General features: G+C 36.5%; 18 protein-coding genes. 15 read left to right on the top strand and 3 right to left on the bottom strand.

The features are described from left to right. The first annotated feature begins 1 nt into the window (after window position 1). Window positions 2-925 (top strand): YihY/virulence factor BrkB family protein, encoded by a 924-nt coding sequence (locus AC6UD1_RS02000; protein WP_500707180.1) that lies wholly within the window; start codon window positions 2-4, stop codon window positions 923-925. A 21-nt stretch (window positions 926-946) separates the two neighbouring features. On the opposite strand, the gene AC6UD1_RS01995 is transcribed toward AC6UD1_RS02000, so the two are convergent. After that, window positions 947-1,396 carry a flavodoxin gene (locus AC6UD1_RS01995; protein ID WP_500693587.1) on the bottom strand — a complete coding sequence of 150 codons (450 nt, stop codon included), beginning with the start codon at window positions 1,394-1,396 and terminating at the stop codon, window positions 947-949. A gap of 84 nt (window positions 1,397-1,480) precedes the next feature. Here AC6UD1_RS01995 and recX point away from each other — a divergent pair, with 84 nt between their 5' ends. The 7 genes from recX (at window position 1,481) to AC6UD1_RS01960 (ending at window position 10,093) form a co-directional block, all read left to right on the top strand. Further along, complete coding sequence (gene recX / locus AC6UD1_RS01990) at window positions 1,481-2,296, top strand: recombination regulator RecX (RefSeq protein WP_500707179.1); 816 nt, start codon at window positions 1,481-1,483, stop codon at window positions 2,294-2,296. Between the two features lie 14 nt (window positions 2,297-2,310). Further along, the gene (locus tag AC6UD1_RS01985) at window positions 2,311-3,474 is read left to right on the top strand and encodes an AI-2E family transporter (protein WP_500695208.1); all 1,164 of its coding nucleotides are present in this window, start codon (window positions 2,311-2,313) and stop codon (window positions 3,472-3,474) included. Window positions 3,475-3,580: 106 nt separating this feature from the next. After that, on the top strand, window positions 3,581-3,991 hold the full coding sequence (gene tagD / locus AC6UD1_RS01980; RefSeq protein WP_500693590.1) for a glycerol-3-phosphate cytidylyltransferase: 411 nt from the start codon (window positions 3,581-3,583) through the stop codon (window positions 3,989-3,991). A 59-nt stretch (window positions 3,992-4,050) separates the two neighbouring features. After that, on the top strand, window positions 4,051-4,926 hold the full coding sequence (locus tag AC6UD1_RS01975; RefSeq protein ID WP_500707178.1) for a hypothetical protein: 876 nt from the start codon (window positions 4,051-4,053) through the stop codon (window positions 4,924-4,926). Window positions 4,927-4,935: 9 nt separating this feature from the next. Next, complete coding sequence (locus AC6UD1_RS01970) at window positions 4,936-6,960, top strand: CDP-glycerol glycerophosphotransferase family protein (protein WP_500707177.1); 2,025 nt, start codon at window positions 4,936-4,938, stop codon at window positions 6,958-6,960. 75 nt (window positions 6,961-7,035) lie between these two features. Continuing rightward, window positions 7,036-8,613 (top strand): peptide chain release factor 3, encoded by a 1,578-nt coding sequence (locus AC6UD1_RS01965; RefSeq protein WP_500707176.1) that lies wholly within the window; start codon window positions 7,036-7,038, stop codon window positions 8,611-8,613. Between the two features lie 58 nt (window positions 8,614-8,671). Continuing rightward, window positions 8,672-10,093, top strand: coding sequence for a C69 family dipeptidase (locus AC6UD1_RS01960; RefSeq protein ID WP_500707175.1), 1,422 nt, complete (start codon window positions 8,672-8,674; stop codon window positions 10,091-10,093). A gap of 32 nt (window positions 10,094-10,125) precedes the next feature. Here the strand turns inward: AC6UD1_RS01960 and AC6UD1_RS01955 are convergent, their stop codons facing one another. Together AC6UD1_RS01955 and AC6UD1_RS01950 are read right to left on the bottom strand one after the other, a co-directional pair. Further along, window positions 10,126-10,989, bottom strand: a complete 864-nt coding sequence (locus AC6UD1_RS01955; RefSeq protein WP_500707174.1) for a MucBP domain-containing protein — start codon at window positions 10,987-10,989, stop codon at window positions 10,126-10,128. A gap of 90 nt (window positions 10,990-11,079) precedes the next feature. Beyond that, a complete protein-coding gene (locus AC6UD1_RS01950) occupies window positions 11,080-13,095 on the bottom strand; it encodes an ATP-dependent Clp protease ATP-binding subunit (RefSeq protein WP_500707173.1) in 2,016 nt (671 codons plus the stop codon). Window positions 13,096-13,258: 163 nt separating this feature from the next. On the opposite strand from AC6UD1_RS01950, the gene ykzS reads away from it, so the two are divergent. The 7 genes from ykzS (at window position 13,259) to AC6UD1_RS01915 (ending at window position 21,018) form a co-directional block, all read left to right on the top strand. Beyond that, window positions 13,259-13,453, top strand: a complete 195-nt coding sequence (gene ykzS, locus AC6UD1_RS01945; RefSeq protein WP_500695201.1) for a protein YkzS — start codon at window positions 13,259-13,261, stop codon at window positions 13,451-13,453. 113 nt (window positions 13,454-13,566) lie between these two features. Beyond that, window positions 13,567-13,833, top strand: a complete 267-nt coding sequence (locus AC6UD1_RS01940; RefSeq protein WP_500693598.1) for a phosphocarrier protein HPr — start codon at window positions 13,567-13,569, stop codon at window positions 13,831-13,833. 1 nt (window position 13,834) lies between these two features. Beyond that, the gene (gene ptsP, locus AC6UD1_RS01935) at window positions 13,835-15,565 is read left to right on the top strand and encodes a phosphoenolpyruvate--protein phosphotransferase (protein WP_500700773.1); all 1,731 of its coding nucleotides are present in this window, start codon (window positions 13,835-13,837) and stop codon (window positions 15,563-15,565) included. A gap of 102 nt (window positions 15,566-15,667) precedes the next feature. After that, window positions 15,668-16,852 (top strand): glycosyltransferase family 4 protein, encoded by a 1,185-nt coding sequence (locus AC6UD1_RS01930; RefSeq protein WP_500707171.1) that lies wholly within the window; start codon window positions 15,668-15,670, stop codon window positions 16,850-16,852. Between the two features lie 12 nt (window positions 16,853-16,864). Next, the gene (locus AC6UD1_RS01925) at window positions 16,865-17,887 is read left to right on the top strand and encodes a glycosyltransferase family 4 protein (protein ID WP_500693601.1); all 1,023 of its coding nucleotides are present in this window, start codon (window positions 16,865-16,867) and stop codon (window positions 17,885-17,887) included. Between the two features lie 4 nt (window positions 17,888-17,891). Continuing rightward, complete coding sequence (locus AC6UD1_RS01920; protein ID WP_500693602.1) at window positions 17,892-18,956, top strand: lysylphosphatidylglycerol synthase transmembrane domain-containing protein; 1,065 nt, start codon at window positions 17,892-17,894, stop codon at window positions 18,954-18,956. A 1-nt stretch (window position 18,957) separates the two neighbouring features. After that, the gene (locus tag AC6UD1_RS01915) at window positions 18,958-21,018 is read left to right on the top strand and encodes an LTA synthase family protein (protein ID WP_500707170.1); all 2,061 of its coding nucleotides are present in this window, start codon (window positions 18,958-18,960) and stop codon (window positions 21,016-21,018) included. Window positions 21,019-21,302 lie beyond the last annotated feature (284 nt).

Below are 21,302 nucleotides of genomic sequence, written 5' to 3'. Positions count from 1 at the left end.
TGTGGAACTAAAAACAAATCAAAAAGTAATTTCATTTGTTAAGTTAGTTATGAAACATTTTAAGATGGGGAACGTTTCTGATTCTGCCATCGTCTTGGCGTATTATTCCCTCTTATCACTGTTTCCAATTTTAATTATGATTGGTAGCATTATTAAACTTTTACATGGAGATCCTAATGATATCTTAATGTATATCAGAACCGCGGTTCCGTCATCGATTTATACGATGCTTTTGCCCATGATTAAGTCAGCTTTTGATAATAATAATAGTGGTGGTAGCTTATCGATTGGGTTGTTGCTGGTAATTTGGTCAGCTAGTCAGGCGATGGCAGCATTTCAACGAACGGTTAACCGAACTTACGGAGTAGCTGACACTCAGAATGCCATCACGAATCGTTTAATTTCATTTGTGTGGATGCTTTTACTGGTACTCTTATTGATTGTTTTAATGATTTTGCAAGGGTTTGGTCAAGAAATTATCACGTACTTGGGACCAATTCTGCATCTTTCAACCATTGCAACGCAAGTGGTGGCATCCATTCGAATTCCATTTATTATTTCTGGGTCTTTCATAGTTGTGATGCTTTTGTACTATTTTGTGCCAAGTGTTAAGACCAAGATTCGTTATACAATTCTAGGATCAGCGATATCTGTGCTTGGTTTAATGATTTTGTCACAAGCTTTTTCGCTAATCATTGAGTACTTTTTTAGAAATATTACCGCTTATAAGACGTTAGGAACTTTTATAGTAGTGATGTTGTGGTTATATTTTATTGGACTCGTGCTGATGTTTGGTGCCGTTATTAATGCCAGTATCCAAGAGTACTTTACTGGTAACATTGAATCAACAAACGGATCCGTTCGGTCTATTATTTCTAGTGCACGTAAATTTCGTTCCAAAAAGAAAAACACCACCCAGGATTAGGTGGTGATGTTTTTTGCTAAATTATTTTTCGGTGGATTTCACCAGTTCACGAGAAAACTGGTCAAGAACTTTGATGTCATCTTCATCAGGTTCAAGATTGATTTTGACGCTTTTAGCTCCTTGAGTAGCGTTAGTTTTCCTTAAAGCTTTGGTAAATGCGTCGACGGCAACGTTATAATATTCTTGATAAAAAACGTCTCCAGAACCAGCCACTCCAAAAACTTTTCCTTTTAGGTTCAGTGAATCTAAATCTTCAAAAAAGTCCATCCCTTCTTCAGGGAGAGCTCCTTCGTCGTAGGTGTATGGACATATAACAATAATATCGGTATCTTTAAGTTCGTCCGCGTCGGTTTGAGAAATTTCAGATTCTTCGACATCTACGCCAAGGTCCTCAAGTCCCTCGGTGACGATATCAGCAACGTCTTCGTTATTACCAGTAATGGTGGCGTAAATCACGTGTGCTTTTGGCATGAGTGAAACCACTTCCTTTGTAGTGTTTTCAAATAAGTATATCAGAATAGTTTCAAATTGTTAATTTGATGGGAGTTAGCGCTGATGGATAAGCAAAATGCAAATAAATTAAGGGTCACTAAGGTTGTTTCGCAAAAAAGACCGGGGAGATATAACGTATACATCAATGATCATTATGCTTTTCCTGTGAGTGAAGAAGTAATGATTCAGTTTGGGATCTTTAAGGGATCTGAGTTAAGCCAAAGTGAGATTGACAAAATTAAGGCGGCGGACGATGTTTCAAAGTTATATAATAAGGCTATTGATTTTATTTCGTATCAGACTCGTTCAAAAAAAGAGGTTAAAGATAAGTTAAAATCATATTCAGACAACCTTGAAGCAGTCGATGAAGCGGTTGAAAAACTAGAACAGATTAATCTACTTAATGATGAACATTATGCTGACACCTATGTCAAAGGAATTGTTGAACAACAGAATAAGGGTCCCATGGCTGTTTCAAGGTATTTAAAACAAAAGGGAATTGCAGATGAATACATAAATGAGGCAATTTCAGTTAATTATTCGAGCGAAATGACGCTTAAAAATGGTAAAAAGCAGGCCCAAAAAATCTTTGCTCATAATCAGCGATATCCCTTTAACAAACGAATGCAAAAAACGAAGACGGCTTTATACCGAAAGGGATACTCATTTGATGATATTGATAGAATCATTAGTGAATTAGACTTTCAAGGTGATGTCGATCATCAAAATGAGTTACTTGCTAAAGAGGGTAACAAGGCTTGGAATAAGTATAAGAAGTATAATAATATGAGTCGACGTCAGAAAGCCAAGCAGTCGTTATATCGTAAGGGCTTTGATCTTGATGATATTGATCAATTCTTGGACACAAAAGAAAATTAATTGGAGTGAATCAAATGAATAGATTTAAAAATTCGGCTTTATTTTTTTGGACGGTTGAGATTCTGATTGCAGTTGGAATCGTTTATTTATGTTCCAAAATTAGTTTTGTTTTTTCGCCGATTGTAATTTTTGTGTCAACGATCTTCGTTCCACTCTTGTTAGCGGGATTCTTGTATTACATGTTAAATCCGATCGTTAACCTTCTAATGAAAATAAAAATCACAAAAACAAAACACATTAATCGTACCTGGGCCACCGCCATCGTATTTTTGATTGTGATTGGGGTTATTGTTTACATGGCGTTTTCATTTGTACCACGGTTGATTACTCAGGTGGCTAACATGGTAGGGGCAGCGCCTGAATTTGCTAAACAAGGGCAGGAATTACTAACTAAAATCACGCGTTATGGATTTTTAAAAAAAGTGGACTGGCGTCCCATTGTTAACAAGATTCAGTCCTCATATTCATCGTATTTGAAAACAGTTCTGGCCAATTTGACGAATAGTGCGGGAACGATTATTTCGATGGCAACGAACGTGGTTATCACGGCAATTACTGTCCCTGTCATTCTGTTTTACATGTTAAAGGATGGAAACAAACTACTTCCAAGCATTGAAAAGTTAACTCCCGGACTTTCCAAACACCACAGGAAACAAACGGTGACGCTACTTAAAAAAATGAATCATACCCTCTCACGTTACATCGGTGGCCAAGTCATTGAGTGTCTGTTTGTTGGAACGTTTACCACTTTAGGATACTTTCTGATCGGACAAAAGTATGCTCTTTTGCTCGGGGTTTTTGCCGGATTATGTAATATCATCCCGTACGTTGGTCCCTACATTGGAATTATTCCATCACTTTTTGTTGCTTTTTCAGATAATATTATGCAAGTTATCTGGGTAATTGTGGTAGTCATTATTGTTCAACAAATTGATGGAAACTTGGTGTACCCGAATGTGATTGGGAAATCGTTAAAGATTCATCCACTAACTATTATTATCATTTTACTTGCAGCTGGTCACATTGCTGGGTTGTTTGGGATGATTCTAGCCATTCCAGTTTATGCGATTGCGAAGGTTGTGATTGAATATTGTTACAATATTTGGTTAGTTCAACATGACGATTCGAATTCCACTAATTCAGCAAAAACTAATTCATCTGAAAATGAGCCAAATTAAACTTTAGTTATGGATCGTGAATTTTATTGACGATAATGGAAGATATGCTAACATTTAATTGTTGATAAGTAGGAGTATTAATTATGGTCTTCTGACAGGAGATATTATGACGAAAGTAATTACGTATGGCACATTTGATCTGCTTCACAAGGGTCATGTGCGTTTATTAAAACGTGCTCGTGAATTAGGTGATTCATTGACGGTCGGTCTTTCGACGGATGAGTTTAATGCCGTAAAGGGGAAACGTGCTTATAATTCTTATGAGGATCGTAAGTACATTTTAGACGCTATCCGCTACGTTGACGAAGTAATTCCTGAAAAGGGATGGAACCAGAAGATTCAAGATATTAAAGATCATAAGATTGATATCTTTGTTATGGGTGACGATTGGAAGGGTAAGTTTGACTTTCTTAAAGAGTATTGTAAAGTGATTTATTTGCCGCGAACCCAAGGAATTTCAACGTCTAAGATCAAGTCTGATTTAGGCGTCACGAGCCAAAAGGATTGGAAAGATTAGTTTAAGTCCCAGGATTCTTCGTTTTATTTCTTAGAATGTTTTAGTTTAAGGGGAGCAAAATGAAACAAGCACTTTTTTTGGTAACTTCAGTTCATGGAGCTGAAAAGCCCCGATTTAAAGAACGATTGGAAAGAATGATCGATGACGGGAATTCAATTAAAGTTGTAATTTCCATTTTAAACTATGATCAATCACAGTACGTGGCCACTTTAATTAGAAAATTATCTGATTCTTTTCATCAGCAAGTGCAATTAGAAATCATCCAATTGTTTGACGTTTTTAGTAAACAACGTGGAATTTTTGATCAAAATCATGATTTAAATAACGATTTAACTCAATTTGACGTTCACGACAGAGTGGTTAAGGGTCAGCCCGTTCAAGTCTACAGTGACCATAATGGGGTGGTTCGAGCTGAACGAAAGGAAATTTTGGCTGGGTCAGGTTTATTTAAAGTGATCTTTTATGATGGGCCCTACGTTAGTAAAACGATTTATTATGACAATCATGATAACGCTGCTGCTGTTTTCAAACGGATTAATGATGAACATCAAGTAATTAAATTTTTAAATCAACGTGGTGACGTGGCATGTCGGGTGGATCAAAGTAACGGTGGAGCAGCTCAGATTTTTTATCTTAGTAAAACCTCGGTTGTTTCACCTCCAGAAACAAGTTTAAAGATTGCTAGACCAACTAGTGATTTAATCGATTATGATGTTAATCTTGGTAATTTGAAGTATTTGTCTAAAGGTTCAGATGCTCGATCATATGTCATTTCAGACTATGGCAATGCAAGCCGTTATAGTGATATTTCAGCATTTAACGTTGCTTTAGTTAATAAGTATGCTGAAGGTAAGGAGACTACCATTTTTATCGATTTGGATGATATGGTTAACTTTTCTAAATATCTTGGTCAAAACGTGATTTTCAACTATTAAGGAGAAATAATGCGAGCAATACTTTCTAACGTTATACCAAAACAAACAAAGTTGAAAATTGAATTTGAGTTAATTAATCCTAGTTACGCTGATGAAGATGCAACTGTTACTTTGATTGAAAAAGAAAGCTTAGCCTCAATCACCGTCCCTGTTCTTAAAGGGGATGTAAGTGGCAATGAGGCAGCAATTATAATTGATCCAAATAAATTTCACTTTGACTCCGTGGGACAGGATGAATTTGAATGGCAACTCTATTATTCGTGTGGTAATAGTGACCATCGAACCCTTATTCAAGTTGAAAGTGAATACGTGAATGCCGTTCGGCGGATTGGGTTAAATGCTTATTATCAATATGAGATTGACCCGTCTGGCATGGCAGTCTTTTATGTCAGAACGAACCGATCTAAAAAGCAATTTGTGATGAACTCGGTTAATTTGCTTGGTGGCGGTAATTTACGATTAACGGGGTTTAACCACATTGACGGTAAAAAACTTGATCAGATGGCAATTATGATTAAGCAAGCAAGTGATCAAAGCAAACGACTTTATCCGATTACCGATTCACCTTTTCAAGGGATTTTTGCGATTACCATTCCGCTTAAAGAGCTAAAGGATGAAGATACATATCGTTTGTATATCAGGTATGACTATCATGGTAAGCATTTTCAGCAAAGATTGGTGATGGATGTTTCGCTTTCATCGTTTAAAACCGTTTCTCACTTAGGTGATAATCGTGAATTAGTATTAAAAGAGGGAAAGCAAGGTCAACTTCGTGTTATTAAAAGAAGACGGCCGTCTCCTACAAAAAGACTTACTAAGTTTTACGGAAAAGCTAAGCATTTGTGGAAATCGTTTAAAATCTTATTAAGTAAAGTTAATCGTTTGCGCTTACGAAAGTTGTTTAAACGGGGGCATACACCATTTGCTACTACGACGATCGTGTTTGAGAGCTTTGGTGGACGTCAAGTGAGTGATAGTCCTTATGCTATCTATCAGGTGTTTAAAAAATTACATCCTAAGATTAACTTTGTGTGGTCCATTCAAAAGTCACAAAAGCAATTTTGTAAGGATCATAACATTAATTATGTAATTAAAAATACGGGACGTTGGGTTCGTACCATGGGAAAGGCTAAGGTATGGATTAGCAATGCTAGATTTCCTGCCTGGGTCGTTAAACCAGACTATGTAACGTATGTTCAAACTTGGCATGGCACACCATTAAAGAAGTTAGGGTTAGATATTGAACGAGTTTCAATGCCTGGTACGACAACCAATAAGTACCATGATAACTTTGTTAAAGAAGCTAATCGTTGGGATGCATTGATTTCACCAAATGATTTTTCAACCAAGGTCTTTAGAAGTGCCTTCGGGTATGAAAACAAGATTTTAAAGGTGGGATATCCAAGAAATGATGAATTGATTAACGGGAATAATCCTACTGAGATTAATAAGATTAAGGATCGATTGGGAATCCCACGGGACAAGAAAGTTGTCCTATATGCTCCTACTTACCGAGATAATCAGTTTGAGAGCAAGGGGAAATATACTTTTAAGCTACCGTTTAGTTTGGAAGAGTTCAAACAACACTTTGGAAGTGATACTGTCCTAATTCTACGGATGCACTACTTGATTTCGAATGCATTAGACGTCTCTGATTACAAAGGGTTCGTCTATGACCTATCGAACTATTCCAACATTTCTGATTTATATTTAATTTCAGATTTGCTGGTAACCGACTATTCCTCAGTCTTTTTTGACTACGCTTACCTTAAACGACCAATTTTGTTCTATCCTTATGACTATCACGTGTATAAGAATGAGTTGCGTGGCTTTTACTTGAATTATGAACGAGATTTGCCTGGAAGGATCGTCTATGATTCTGATGAGTTAATGAAGGGAATCTCAACTGATTTAAAAGACGAAAACGTTGAAAACGATCCTAAATTTATGCAATTTTACAATCGCTTCTGTCGGATTAACGATGGACTTAGTTCGATTAAGACGATTGATTATGTGATGCAACAAATTCGTTAAAAATAATCCGGAGTTTTCCGGATTTTTTGTTTGTTTGATGGTATACAATTAATCTATAACAGAAAGGAAGTAAAGATGAAAAAAGCAGACCTAGAAAAAGAAGTCGATAAACGAAGAACGTTTGCCATTATTTCCCATCCTGATGCTGGGAAAACCACTATCACCGAACAGCTACTCCTCTTTGGTGGGATTGTTCGGGAAGCTGGAACCGTTAAGGCTAAAAAAAGTGGAAATTTTGCTAAGTCAGATTGGATGGAAATTGAACAGAAGCGTGGAATTTCAGTTACTAGTTCGGTTATGCAGTTTGATTATCAGGGAAAAAGGATTAACATTCTTGATACACCGGGACATGAAGATTTTTCAGAAGACACATACCGGACTCTTATGGCAGTGGATTCTGCCGTGATGGTGATTGACGCCGCTAAGGGAATTGAACCGCAAACTAAAAAGTTATTTAAAATTTGTAAAATGCGTGGAATTCCAATTTTTACTTTCATGAATAAGCTTGATCGTGATAGCAAGGATCCCATGGAATTAATTGATCAATTGGAAGATGTACTGGGAATTGAGGCTTATCCGATGAACTGGCCCATTGGCTCTGGTCGAATTTTAAAGGGGCTGTACGACCGTTATGATCATCGAGTTGAACTTTATAAACCAGAAACGGATGGTCAGAACTTTATTAAACTAGATGATGATGGCAATCTTATTGGAGATAACTCACTAGCAGACGATAGCATTTATCAAGATGCTAGAAGTGAAATGGATTTAATCTCTGAAGCTGGGAATCAATTTAGCAGAAAAAAAATTGCCAAGGGTGATCAAACACCAGTCTTCTTTGGCTCAGCGTTGGTTAACTTTGGGGTTAAAACTTTTTTAGACGCTTATTTGAAGCTCTCACCAGCTCCAGGTCCTCACAAAACTCTTCAAGGAAATGAAATTGAACCAATGGCACCAGAATTTTCTGGATTCGTGTTTAAGATTCAGGCTAATATGAATCCACGTCATCGTGATCGAATTGCCTTTGTACGAATTTGCTCTGGTGAATTTCAAAAGGGCATGGATGTTACCCTTGATCGTACCCAGAAGCCGATCCGTTTATCAAACGTTACTGAATTTATGGCTAATACGCGTGAAAACGTTCAAACAGCGGTTGCTGGAGATATTATTGGTCTTTATGATACTGGTAATTTTCAGATTGGCGACACCATTTATACCGGCAAAAAACCGATTGCGTTTGAAAAGCTGCCACAGTTCACTCCAGAACTATTTATGAGAGTTTCAGCCAAAAACGTTATGAAGCAGAAGTCGTTTCATAAGGGCATTCAACAATTAGTACAAGAGGGAGCCATTCAGCTCTACACTAATTACAGTACGGGACAGTATATCTTGGGAGCAGTTGGTCAGCTTCAGTTTGAAGTATTTCAGTTTCGAATGAAAAATGAATATAACTCAGATGTTGTGATGGAACCAATGGGGCATAAAATTGCCCGGTGGATTGACCCTGACCAGCTGGACGAAAAGATGTCTTCGTCTAGAAATATTTTAGTACGGGATCAAAAGGGGGATCCGTTATTCCTTTTTGAAAATGAGTTTGCAGAACGCTGGTTTAAAGATAAATATCCTGATGTCAAGTTAACTGCCAAGCTTTAGGATTGAATTGACGTAATATTCGATATAAACTAGTTTTTGTGAAAGGTGGATATGAATTATGAAAAAGTTAAGTGCTTGTACCAGTGTGATGGTTGGTAAAGACGCTAGTGTTGATGGGTCAACGATGATTTCTAGAAATGATGATACCTTTTTACCATTAACTCCTCAACGTTTTTATGTTCAACCTGCATATCATAACGAGGACAAAGTTTGGAAATCCAACCAAAACGGCTTTACTGCTCCAATGCCAAAGTCGGGTTACCGAATTTTGATGACACCGAACGCTGACGTTAAAAAAGAAGGCGTTTATGCTGAAAGTGGATTTAATGAAAAGAATGTTGCAATGAGTGCCACTGAAAGTGTTTATGGAAACGAGCATGCTTTAGCTCATGATCCGCTTGTTCAGCATGGATTAGCTGAAGATTCTTTACAATCGATGGTTCTCCCTTACATTAATTCTGCAAGGGATGGAGTTGCTTATCTTGGAAATTTAATCAAAAAGTATGGTTCACCAGAGGGAAATGGTGTCCTTTTTAGTGACAAGAACGAAGTCTGGTATATGGAGATCGTTACTGGTCACCACTGGGTTGCACAGCGAATTCCTGACGATTGTTATGCGGTCGTAGCAAATGAGGTTGCGATTCAACAGGTTGATTTTGATGATCCAGAGAACTTTATGTATTCCGATGGGTTACAAGAGTTTGTTGAAAAGTACCAGTTAAATCCTGATAAAGAGGGATTTAACTTTCGACATATCTTTGGAACTCATAATGAATTTGATCACCATTACAACACACCTCGAGTTTGGTATGGTCAAAAGGTGCTTAATCCCGAGATTGAGCAGGAGCCAACCTCAAATGACCTCCCGTTTATTAGAAAAGCAAGCCGTAAAATTGAAGTTAGTGATGTTGAGTTTATTTTGAGTTCTCATTATAACGAAACCAAATATGATCCATTAGCTAAGGATCCAAAAGAATCGAATACTCAGTTTAGACCAATTTCAATGAATCGAACCCAAAATTCACATGTTCTGCAAATTAGAAATGATGTAAGTGATAAATGTTCGGCAATTATGTGGCTAAATTTTGGAATTCCCGCCTTTAGTCCATATGTTCCTTTTTTTGCTAACGTTGACGAGACTGATCCAAGTTATGAGGTTACCTCTCTCACGATGGATGATAAAAGCGCATACTGGATGTATCGTAAACTATCGATGATCGTTGAATCTCATTACAGTAATTTTATTCAACAGGATCGTGATTTTAAGAAACATGCTAACGAGTTATTTTTAGGGCATATATCAGATACGATGGGTCAAGCTGCTAATATGAATGATCAGGACGCATCTGAATTTTTGAAAGATCAGAATCAGCAATTGGTCAAAGAAATGAGGAGTCGAACCTATCAATTTATGCATGAATTGATGGAAAAGGGTCTTACACTCTCTAAATTGACATATAACATGGACAAAAATTTGTAAAAAAAATCCCACTCAATAAGAGTGGGATTTTTTTAGGTTAGACGTTTGTCATTGTTATGGGTGCGAATCGTGGATCGTTTTTTGATCCATTGTGATCCGCCGAGATTTAACCAATCATCTTGATTAGTTCGAATTTCTGTAAAGACACGCCAAGTTGATCCAGCCGGTAAAATTTGATCGTATCTTTGCTTTCGCACCGGTGAATCATAAACGGCAGTGGGGATTTTCATTTTGACTAAATAATTGACTGACTGAACCACTTTCCAGTTAGAACGTCGGTAATATAAGATGATATTTTTGGTTTTATTTGTGAATTGACCGGTTAAGTCACCAACCGATAGGTGAAGCTGGTAGTTAGGAATCACAGGAGCCTTTAGTGTAAACTGCTGGTTTAATGGACCATTCACGATTTTGGGAGGGAGAAGCAAGCGAAATGAATCAAAATCAAAGCAGTAAACGCTAACTGGTTGGCCTAACTTAGGGATGTAATGAAACTTGATTAGTTGTTTTTTTGCTTGCATTTTTTTAGTCATTCCATCAACACTAACTAATATGTAGTTTTTTATTTTGGGAACGATGAAATTAATTGGATCGCCAACTGAACCACTAATGATTTCAGTTGATTTTAATTGATTCCTGTTTTGATCGACAAATTCCATAAAAACTGTACTTGGGGTTCTGATAACCTCTTTTTTAGGAGTTGATTGATGATTTTCGGCAGGTAATGGGGTGGTGGTATGAATGGATTTTGGTTTGTTTAAAGAAATTTCGGATGGATCTATGGAGGTTGTCGTCTTTTTAACGTTGTTTTGTCTGATTGGTCTTTTCATCCGATGTTTTGAATGCTTGTAGTTATGATTATTTTTTGAAAAGATTTTTTTCATCCAATTAAACATAATTTTCCTCCAAAGATAGTTTATATTGATTTTACCATTTCTGGAAATAAAAAAAGACCTAGATTAGAATTCTAATCTAAGTCTCTTTCACTACTTAGTACTAATAACGATATTGTTGTTCTTGTCTGTATCAGCAACAAGATTGTTAGTTTCTGGATGATTCAAGAAGTAGTCGGCCGTTTGGTCTTCTAACTGTTCTTGAATTACTCGTCGAAGCGGACGGGCACCCATTGACGGATTGTAACCGAGTTCGACAATTTTTGCTTTGGCCGATTTGGAAACATCAATGTGAACGTTTCTTGACGCTAACATGTTATTCATATCTTTAATCATCAGATCGACAATTTGATTTAAGTTATCCTTAGAAAGCTGGTTGAATTCGACGATGTCATCAAAACGATTGAGAAATTCAGGCTTGAAATAAAGTCCTAATTTATCCATCACAGAATGAGTTTTACCAGTTGCTTCTGGTGTAAACCCAACGCTTGCTTCGGCATCGCTTCCAGCATTACTAGTCATGATGATGACAGTGTCCTTAAAGGAAACCGTTCGACCCTGTGAGTCAGTCAAACGACCGTCATCTAAGATTTGTAAGAATGTGTGGAGAACGTCTGGATGAGCTTTTTCAACTTCATCTAACAGAATCAAGCTATACGGATTACGACGGACTTTTTCGGTTAATTGGCCAGCTTCATCGTATCCAACGTAGCCAGGCGGTGAACCAATCAATTTAGCAACTGATTGTGGTTCACGATACTCTGACATGTCAAATCGAATCATTGAATCTTCGGATCCAAATAATTCTTTGGCAAGTTGTTTAGCCATCTCAGTCTTACCAATCCCAGTGGATCCAACGAATAGGAATGAACCAATCGGACGACCGCTACCATTAAAACCAATTCGATTTCGTTTAATGGCTTTAGCAACTGAATCAACAGCCTTGTCCTGTCCGATCACATGTTGCTTTAAATTTGGAGCTAAGTCCTTTAATTGTTGTTGTTCTTTGGTTTGTAGTTCTCCAACTGGGATATTGGTCATTTCTTCAACAACTTGTTGCATATCATTTTCGGTAACGGTGTTGTGTTTCTCACTTGTAGCACCCTTATCCTTATTTTGATGAAGTCGTTTGATCTTATCACGGTAGTAAGCGGCCTGTTCGTAGTCTTCTTTATCTAAAGCCGTCTTCTTTTCGTTTTCAGCACTGTCAATCTCTTTGTCAATTGTTTTTGGATCAACAATGTTTAAAGTTAAATTCTTTCTGGAACCAGTTTCATCAAGTAAATCAATTGCCTTGTCCGGAAGGTAACGATCACTGATATAACGATCGGAAAGGGTAGCTGCCGCTTTCACTGCTTGATCGGTATACTTGACTAGATGATAGTTTTCATAACGATTTTGTAGACCCTTTAGAATCTTGATGGACTGATCAACCGTTGGTTCTTTGACCATGATTGGTTGAAGTCGTCTTGAAAGAGCAGAGTCTTTTTCAATGTCACGGTATTCTTTTAGGGTGGTTGCTCCAATTAATTGAAAGTCCCCACGAGCGAGAGCGGGTTTTAAGACGTTACCTGCGTCCATGCCACCTTCAGCATTACCTGCACCCATGATTTCATGAATTTCATCAATGAATAAGATGATGTTACGGTTTGACTGAACCTCTTTAATTAATTGTTGCATTCGTTTTTCAAATTGACCACGAATACCTGTGCCTTGAACCATTGAAACCATGTCTAATTGAATTACCTGTTTGTTTTGAAGTTTTTCTGGAACAGTACCATCAGCAATTTTTTGAGCGAGGCCCTCAACAATTGCTGTTTTTCCAACTCCGGCTTCACCAATCAAGACCGGGTTATTCTTGCCTCTACGATTTAAAACTTCGATTGCTCGAGCCGTTTCTTTATCACGACCGATTACTGGGTCAAGTTTTCCGGCTTTAGCTTTTTTAGTTAAATCAGTTCCGTAAGTTGAAAGAATTGATTTTGAACCATTTCGGCCGTTGCCGCGTCCACTTTGTGGTGGAACTTGATAATCATTGACTTGGCCATTTTGCATGGCACGAAGAAAGTCATCTAGACTACCAAATCCGTATGAACCTTGTCCTTCCATAGTTTAAGCCTCCTTTTGCTTAACTAAATTGTCAGACGAAAGTCTGACCTTTATTGACCATTCATGAATATTATACGCACTAATAACATTCAATCAAGTATTTTGACTGATCTAGAAATTATTTTAATGTGGTAACATTGAAACCGATTAGGAGGCAATAATTATGGATAAAAACGAAAATGACTTTACCGGACTCTTAAACCAATTAAAGGATGGAAAAATCAAAGATTTGACGGTTGAACCAAAGGATTTTCCGAAATTTCAGCAGGCTTTTATGAGCTTTCCAACACGGAAAAGAATCGTAGGGAAAGCCAGCGAAAAGGGCATTTTAACCTATCATTATTCGTCTGAAAATTAGCGTCATAACAATTATGTAAGCGATTTATGATAATTACTTGTTTTTTAGATGATAAATTGATATTCTTAAACTGTAAATAGAGTTAAATAAACGATTAAAGGAGTGCGTTCATTATGGAGAAACGTCAATTCAAAATCACGGCAGAAACTGGCATTCATGCTCGTCCAGCAACTTTGTTAGTTCAGACCGCTAGCAAATTTGATTCAAATATTAGTCTTGAATATGGTGATAAATCTGTAAACTTAAAATCAATCATGGGTGTTATGTCATTAGGAGTTGGCCAAGGTGCTGATATTACTATTTCAGCCGATGGTGACGATGCTAAAGAAGCCCTTGATGCAATTGCTAAAACCATGAAAGATGAAGGATTGATCGACTAATATGACTACCTTTAAGGGTATTGGTGTTAGTGATGGGATCGCATTTGGAAAAGCTTATTGTTTAACTAAACCAGATTTAACTTTTAATAAAGAAGCCTTTTTGGGTATAGACGAAGAAAAAGCACGCCTTAAAAAAACGTTTCAAGATACCAAAACTACTATTATAAAAATCAAACAAAGTAATAGAGTTGAAATGGCTAAAAAATATCTTGATATTTTAGATTTTTATTTAGAAGTTTTATCTGATCCAGAGTTGATTAATGAGGTTAAAAGAGTCATAACAGAAGAAAAAAAGAATGCTGCATTTGCATTGAATCGTGTATTCAATCAATATGCAGCTATTTTTTTGAATATGAATGATCCGTATTTAAGGGAACGGGTTCATGATATTGAAGATATCAGAGACCAGCTTTTGGGACGTCTACTTGGCGTCGATACTCCCGATCTATCACTTATTAACCAGCCAGTTATTATTGTTGCTAATTCCATTTCTCCAACTCAGATTGCACAAGTTCAAAAGAAAAATATTAAAGGGATTGTTACAGCTGTTGGAACCAAGAATTCTCATGCAGCCATTATATCTAGAAGTATGGACGTTCCAGCTGTACTAGGGTTGCAGGACAGCCTAAATCATTTAAAAAATGATGAACAATTGATTGTTGACGGAAGTAGTGGAAACGTTATTGAAAGTCCCAATTCAGATGAAATCGAGAAATTCCAGACAAAGCTTGAAAAATTTAGAAAACAAAAAAGGTCATGGGAAAAGTTCAAGGGCCAATCGACCAAGACATTAGATGAGCACCCTCTGCTATTGGGGGCTAATGTTAGTAACGAAAATGAAGTTGATAATGCTTTAGAAGTTGGGGCTGATTCAATTGGATTATTTCGTACCGAATACATTTACATGGATTCTGACCATCTCCCGAGCGAAGACGAACAATTTTTGATGTACAAAAACATTGTTTCAAAAGTAAAAGGAAAGCAGTTAACTTTTAGAACAATGGATGTTGGTGGAGATAAACTAGTTAATTATTTGCCTAATATTTCCCATAATGAGACGAATCCCTTTCTTGGCTATCGTGCCATTCGTTATAGTTTAGGTGAAAGCAAGGTTTTTCGCACTCAAATCAGGGCACTCCTTAGATCTTCAGCTTATGGACCAATTCGGATCATGTTTCCTATGATATCAACGGTCTCAGAGCTGGATCAGGTTCTTTCGATTTACACTGAAGAACGCCAGAATTTGATTGATAGAGGAGTTAAACTTGGAGATGTTCAATTAGGAACGATGATTGAAGTTCCAGCGGCAGCAATTATGATTGATAAGATCATTTCAAGAGTAGATTTTGTAAGTATTGGCACTAATGATCTAGTTCAGTACACGGTTGCTGTTGATCGTTTAAATGAGCGTGTCTCCTATTTGTACCAAGCTTGTGATCCAGCCGTGCTTCGTTTAATTGAAAGGGTCGTTAGGATCGTTCATAACGCTTCTAAGACCGTGGGTGTTTGTGGTGAGGTTGCGTGTGATCCACAGGTGATTCCTTTTTTGATTGGGTTAGGAGTGGATGAATTATCAGCCACTCCAACTCAAATTTTAAAAACTAAAGCATATATTAGTAAAATTAATTCGAAATCAGCAAGTAAGTTAGCTGATAGTGTCGTTAAAAATGCAGATACCACTGGTGACGTTAATAAGATGATTGATGACTTTATCTCTAAGATGCCAGAGTAGATGGTTTACTTAGGTTTGAGTAGTTAGGTACAAAGTTGCAAACCATGCGGGAAACCCATATAATTACATTTGTTTAACGTTAAAGAGAGAGGGGAAAACAACGTGAATATTGGTTTGTTTACAGATACTTACTTTCCACAAGTTAGCGGAGTTGCTACGTCAATCAAAACGTTAAAAGATGAGTTAGAAAGGCGTGGAAATCATGTCTATATTTTTACTACAACTGATCCTAACGTTGAAAAAAATGATGACGATGAAAAAGACATTTACCGTTTTTCAAGTGTTCCCTTTATTTCTTTTACCGAAAGAAGAATCGCCGTCAGAGGAATATTTCAGGCTTATCAAATTGCTAAGCAATTAAAATTAGATATCGTTCATACCCAAACTGAATTTTCACTTGGAATTATCGGAAAGTTCGTTGCTAAAAATTTGAATATTCCTTGTATTCACACTTATCACACAATGTATGAAGATTATTTGCACTATGTTGCTAACGGCAAATTATTAAAACCAGTACACGTAAAAGAAATGATGTTAGCTTTTTGCCATCACATGGACGGTGTGGTGGCACCAAGTAAGCGTGTCTTGGACAAGCTTACTGATTATGGGGTTAAGAGTCCCATTCGAATTATTCCAACTGGGATTGACGTTAAGCATTATGAAGAAAATGACCATGTTGATATTAGAAAAAAATTAGGCATTAGTGATGAGATCCCATTGATGGTTTCCGTTAGTCGAGTTGCGTATGAAAAAAACATCTCCGAAATGATCGATGCACTACCTAAAATTTTGGATCAAGTTCCAAATGCTATGCTTGTAATTGTGGGTGAAGGACCTGCCGAAGATGATTTAATGAAGCAAGTGTCTGACATGAAACTTAACGACCATGTTATTTTCACCGGAGAAATTAATAATAATCATGTCAATGATTATTATCGAATGGCAGATGTTTTTGTTTCTACGTCTAATTCTGAGTCTCAGGGGTTAACGTACATTGAAGCAGTTGCTGCTGGCACCAAAGTTGTCGTTGCAAGAAGTCCGTACACCGATGACTTAATTGATGATAAATCAATTGGAATGACGTTTGAGTCAGAAGAAAGGTTTGTTTCTGAAACGGTGGATTATTTGCAAAACCGAGGTGAATATCCCGATTCCAAAAATGTCCGTGAAGAGAAATTACACGAAATTTCAGCTGAGTATTTTGTGGATCAGATGTTGAGCTTTTATGATGATACAATCAAAGAGTTTGATCAAACTAAAGCTAAGCAAACTAACACATCTGACTGAGGAGTTTTGTTGATGTTAAAGATCGATATGTTTTCAACTGCTGACAAAGTAAAAGGTCAAGGAGTTGGTAGTGCATACATTGAGTTAATTAAGATGTTAAAGAAACATTTTCCAAACGAGTTTGACATTGAGATTAATAAATTTAATCAAGCGAACATTAGTCATTATCACACCATTAATCCAACGTTTTATTTGTCTACATTTTCAAAAAAAATGGGACGAAAGATTGGATACGTTCATTTTTTGCCGGAAACGCTTGAGGGGAGTTTAAAAATTCCTACTCCATTTCGACAAATTTTTTATAAGTATGTAATTGCCTTTTATAAACGGATGGATCATATTGTCGTTGTAAATCCAACTTTTATACCTAAACTTGAAAAATATGGGATTGATAAAAAGAAAATTACATATATTCCAAATTTTGTAAGTAAAAAAGAGTTTTATCCGGTTTCAAAGAGCCAGAAAGAAGCTCTTAGAAGTAGTTATGGTTATCAAACAAAACGGTTTACGGTGCTCGGAACCGGTCAAGTTCAGACCAGAAAGGGCGTTCTTGATTTTGGTAAATTAGCAATGCAAAATCCAAACGTTCAATTTGTTTGGGCAGGAGGATTTTCATTTGGAAAAATGACAGCTGGATATTCTGAGTTGAAAGAATTGGTTGATAATCCACCTCAAAATCTGAGTTTTCCCGGAATCGTTGATCGTAAAGAATTAGTAAATTATTATAATATGGCTGATTTATTTCTTTTACCGTCGTATAATGAGTTATTCCCGATGTCTGTTTTAGAGGCATTCTCGTGTGGAATTCCTGTTATGTTGCGGGATTTATCCCTTTATAAAAAAATTATTGACGGGTATTACATTTCAGCAAATAATGAGGCTGAAATGGATAAAAAACTTAAGATGTTGTTAAATGATCCTAAGCTTCTTAAAGCATATGCTGAAAAATCACTTAAAGCATCTGATTATTATTCCGAGGATCATCTAGCCAAGATTTGGCATGATTTTTATTTTGACCAGGCGAAAAAGGGGTAATTGAATGTCCAGGAGAAATAAAGTCTCACTACTTATCATGATTGCCCTTGGATTACTTATTTCATGGTATGCAGCTAGAGACATTAAGTTTAGCGTTCTTATAAGAGATATTGTTGAGATTAATCCATGGTGGTTATTAGTTGCTTTAGGGTGCATTTTGCTTTATTTTGCTCTTGAATCCGTGATTACTTACATGTTAGTTCGAAATAGTGATCCTAATTTTACTTTTCGGGATGCAATCCGGGTACCCTTAGTGGAGCAACTTTTTAATGGGATCACTCCGTTTTCATCTGGTGGTCAACCGGCTCAACTATTTGTTTTAATTCAATCGGGAGTTGATGGTGGTCGGGCTAGTTCTGCACTACTTATGAAGTTTGTTGTTTACCAAGCCATGATAGTAATTAATTTTTTTATTGCGTTAATAATCGGTTTTAACTACGTTATTGATAAAATGCACGCTCTGGCATGGTTTGTTGTGTTCGGATTTGGAATTCACATGTTTGTGATCGTCTCACTACTTATGATCATGTATTGGCATTCATTTACTAAAAAATTTGTTAATATTTGTATCAAACCAGTGAAATGGTTTGTAAAAGATGCTACATTTTATAAGTTAGTAAATACATTAAATAAGAAGATTGATAATTTTTACAAAGAGAGTGTGAGAATTGGTCACCAAGGGAAGTTGATGGCTAAAATATTCATAATCACTTTTTTTCAGTTGCTTTTTTATTACTTAATTCCCTACTTTATTATGCTTTCGTTAGGTTATACCAATGCTAACGTGGTAATGGTAACCAGTCTCCACATTTTGATTGTGATGATTATCTCTATTTTTCCCATTCCTGGAGGAGCAGGTGGAGCTGAGTATAGCTTTGAGATGATTTTTAGAAGTTATATTACTAATGGAAGTAAGCTAGTACTTGCGATGATCCTGTGGCGGATTCTTACGTATTACTTAGGTTTGATTTTGGGAGCCTTTGCCCTCGTGATGAAGCCAAGTAAAAAGGCGCAAAAGAATAGGAAAATACTAAAAAGCGAAAGTCATAAGAGTTTTGGAGGAAACTAGAATGTCTCGAATATTAAAAAGCATTCGTAATTTTTTTAATACTACTATCGGTTTCTTCGTGCTGGTAGTCGTTTTATATTGGATAACTACTTTGGTTGTTTATAACGTCGACTTTAGTTTGGGTGTTAAGGGTGGCATGCAAGCCTTTTTGATGATTGTTAATCCAATTCCATCAGGACTGCTCTTGTTTGGGATTGCTTTATACTTTCGCGGCAAGCTTTCTTATTGGCTGATGCTGATAATTGATTTTCTACAGTCGACTTGGATGTTTGCTAATGTTTTATATTATCGAGAATTCTCTGACTTCTTGTCAATTGGTATTATTAAAGGAACCGGAGACGTCCAAAATAATTTGGGCAAGAGTATGATGGAAATTCTTCATCCAACGGATTTTTTGATTTATTTGGATGTTGTGGTTTTAATCTTACTATTAGTCTTCAGGATTATTAAAATCGATTACCGTCCCTTTAAGTATCGCTATGCCATTGGAATTACTTTACTTTCGATTTTGCTTATGGGGGGAGAATATTCTCTTGCTAATTCGGATCGGAGTGGTCTTTTAACTCGGACGTTTGATAATAATTATATCGTTAAATATTTAGGCTTAAATGAATACGCTGCTTTTAATGCATATCAAACTCACCAAGAGAGTTCTACGCGAGCGAAGGCGAAAGCTTCAGATTTGAATAGTGTCAAGAAATTTATTAATCAACATCAGACGTATCCAAGCGTTAAATATTTTGGGAAAGAAAAGGGTAAAAACGTTTTTATTATTCATTTGGAGAGTTTTCAACAGTTCTTAATCAACTATAAAGTTGATGGACAGGAAGTTACTCCGAATATTAATAAGTTTTATAGTGATAAGCATACGATTTCGTTTGATAACTTTTACCATCAAGTTGCTCAAGGTAAGACTTCAGATGCTGAAATGATGCTTGAAAATTCATTGTATGGATTGCCCCAGGGATCTGCGATGGTTACTTATGGTTCGCAGAATACTTTCCAGGCGGCTCCAGCAATTTTAGACCAAAAGGGTTATTCGACGGCTGTCTTTCATGGAGATGTTCCGAGCTTTTGGAATAGAGATAATACTTATAAGTCTTGGGGATATCAGTACTTCTTCGATAGCAACTACTATAAGAAGAAACCTTCGTATAATGTTGGATATGGAATGAAAGATAAGATTATGTTTAAAGATTCAGTTCCTTATCTTGAAAAGCTACCACAGCCGTTTTATGCCAAAATTATCACTTTGACTAATCATTATCCTTATGAATTAGATAAACAAAATGTTTCTTTTCCCGCTCTTAAAACGGGGGATAGTACCGTTGATCCTTATGTCCAAACGGCTCATTATTTAGATCAATCTTTTGGTGAGTTTGAAGCATATCTCAAGGCAACGGGATTAATGAAGAATAGTGTCATTGTTTTATACGGTGACCATTATGGGATTTCTAATAATCATCGTCCTGCAATTGCTAAGATGTTAGGTAAAAAGTCGGTTAATAACTATGATTTGGCTAACTTTCAGAAGGTGCCATTTATGATCCATGCTGATAATTTGGATGGGCACGTTGATCATACTTATGGTGGAGAAATCGATGTCTTACCAACGCTGCTTCATTTATTAGGAATTAAGAATGATGATATGATCCAGTTTGGACATGATTTGTTGGGGAATAATCCTAATCAAATTGTTCCATTTAGGGATGGAGATTTTGTAACTCCTAAATACACTAAGGTTGGGGGAACAATCTATGATTCTAAGACTGGTCAAGTTATTAAGCCGGATAAGCAACAACAACAGGAAGTAGATGGAATTCAGAACTATGTAACTAGTGATTTGTCTCTTTCTGATAGAGTTATCTATGGTGATTTACTTCGTTTCTATCATCCTAAAGGATTTAAGCCTGTGGATCGAAAAGACTATAATTATAAGCCGAAGAATGCAATGGAACAGTTGGATAAGGCTGACAAAGAACGTAAAACTGATCTAATTGATCAGAATGGTGGCAAATCCACGGTTCCGATGTATCATACTGATGCTCCTGAACTAAAATAATTAGAAAAAGCATTTAGATAAAGATCTAAGTGCTTTTTTTGTAAAAAAGTCTTGACGTAATTTTGTTTCCTTGGTATAGTAGTTCTTGTCGTTAAGTGCGCCAAAACAATTTGGTTAAAATTAGTCAAACTTTTCTATTGACAATAAATTAACCACATGGTATATTATTACATGCGGCGTTGAGGTACAATAAGACGACGTTGTGTCAGAGTAGATCTTTGAAAACTGAACAAGATTTTGATTACAAGTGTAAGGTAATTTTAAGTTGTAGAACTTAAAATTAA

The organism is Fructilactobacillus sp. X8R1C1, from assembly GCF_059900945.1.
This window is presented reverse-complemented; position numbering and strand designations above follow the sequence as displayed.

Excerpts from the sequence above, each read along its gene's own strand:
- AC6UD1_RS01985 (WP_500695208.1), top strand. The coding sequence starts at position 2,311 with ATGAATAGATTTAAAAATTCGGCTTTATTTTTTTGGACGGTTGAGATT.
- AC6UD1_RS01960 (WP_500707175.1), top strand. The coding sequence starts at position 8,672 with ATGAAAAAGTTAAGTGCTTGTACCAGTGTGATGGTTGGTAAAGACGCT.
- AC6UD1_RS01995 (WP_500693587.1), bottom strand. The coding sequence starts at position 1,396 with ATGCCAAAAGCACACGTGATTTACGCCACCATTACTGGTAATAACGAA.
- AC6UD1_RS01920 (WP_500693602.1), top strand. The coding sequence starts at position 17,892 with ATGTCCAGGAGAAATAAAGTCTCACTACTTATCATGATTGCCCTTGGA.
- AC6UD1_RS01970 (WP_500707177.1), top strand. The coding sequence starts at position 4,936 with ATGCGAGCAATACTTTCTAACGTTATACCAAAACAAACAAAGTTGAAA.
- AC6UD1_RS01965 (WP_500707176.1), top strand. The coding sequence starts at position 7,036 with ATGAAAAAAGCAGACCTAGAAAAAGAAGTCGATAAACGAAGAACGTTT.
- recX (WP_500707179.1), top strand. The coding sequence starts at position 1,481 with ATGGATAAGCAAAATGCAAATAAATTAAGGGTCACTAAGGTTGTTTCG.
- AC6UD1_RS01915 (WP_500707170.1), top strand. The coding sequence starts at position 18,958 with ATGTCTCGAATATTAAAAAGCATTCGTAATTTTTTTAATACTACTATC.
- AC6UD1_RS01925 (WP_500693601.1), top strand. The coding sequence starts at position 16,865 with ATGTTAAAGATCGATATGTTTTCAACTGCTGACAAAGTAAAAGGTCAA.
- AC6UD1_RS01950 (WP_500707173.1), bottom strand. The coding sequence starts at position 13,095 with ATGGAAGGACAAGGTTCATACGGATTTGGTAGTCTAGATGACTTTCTT.
- AC6UD1_RS01940 (WP_500693598.1), top strand. The coding sequence starts at position 13,567 with ATGGAGAAACGTCAATTCAAAATCACGGCAGAAACTGGCATTCATGCT.
- ptsP (WP_500700773.1), top strand. The coding sequence starts at position 13,835 with ATGACTACCTTTAAGGGTATTGGTGTTAGTGATGGGATCGCATTTGGA.
- ykzS (WP_500695201.1), top strand. The coding sequence starts at position 13,259 with ATGGATAAAAACGAAAATGACTTTACCGGACTCTTAAACCAATTAAAG.
- AC6UD1_RS01975 (WP_500707178.1), top strand. The coding sequence starts at position 4,051 with ATGAAACAAGCACTTTTTTTGGTAACTTCAGTTCATGGAGCTGAAAAG.
- AC6UD1_RS01955 (WP_500707174.1), bottom strand. The coding sequence starts at position 10,989 with ATGTTTAATTGGATGAAAAAAATCTTTTCAAAAAATAATCATAACTAC.
- tagD (WP_500693590.1), top strand. The coding sequence starts at position 3,581 with ATGACGAAAGTAATTACGTATGGCACATTTGATCTGCTTCACAAGGGT.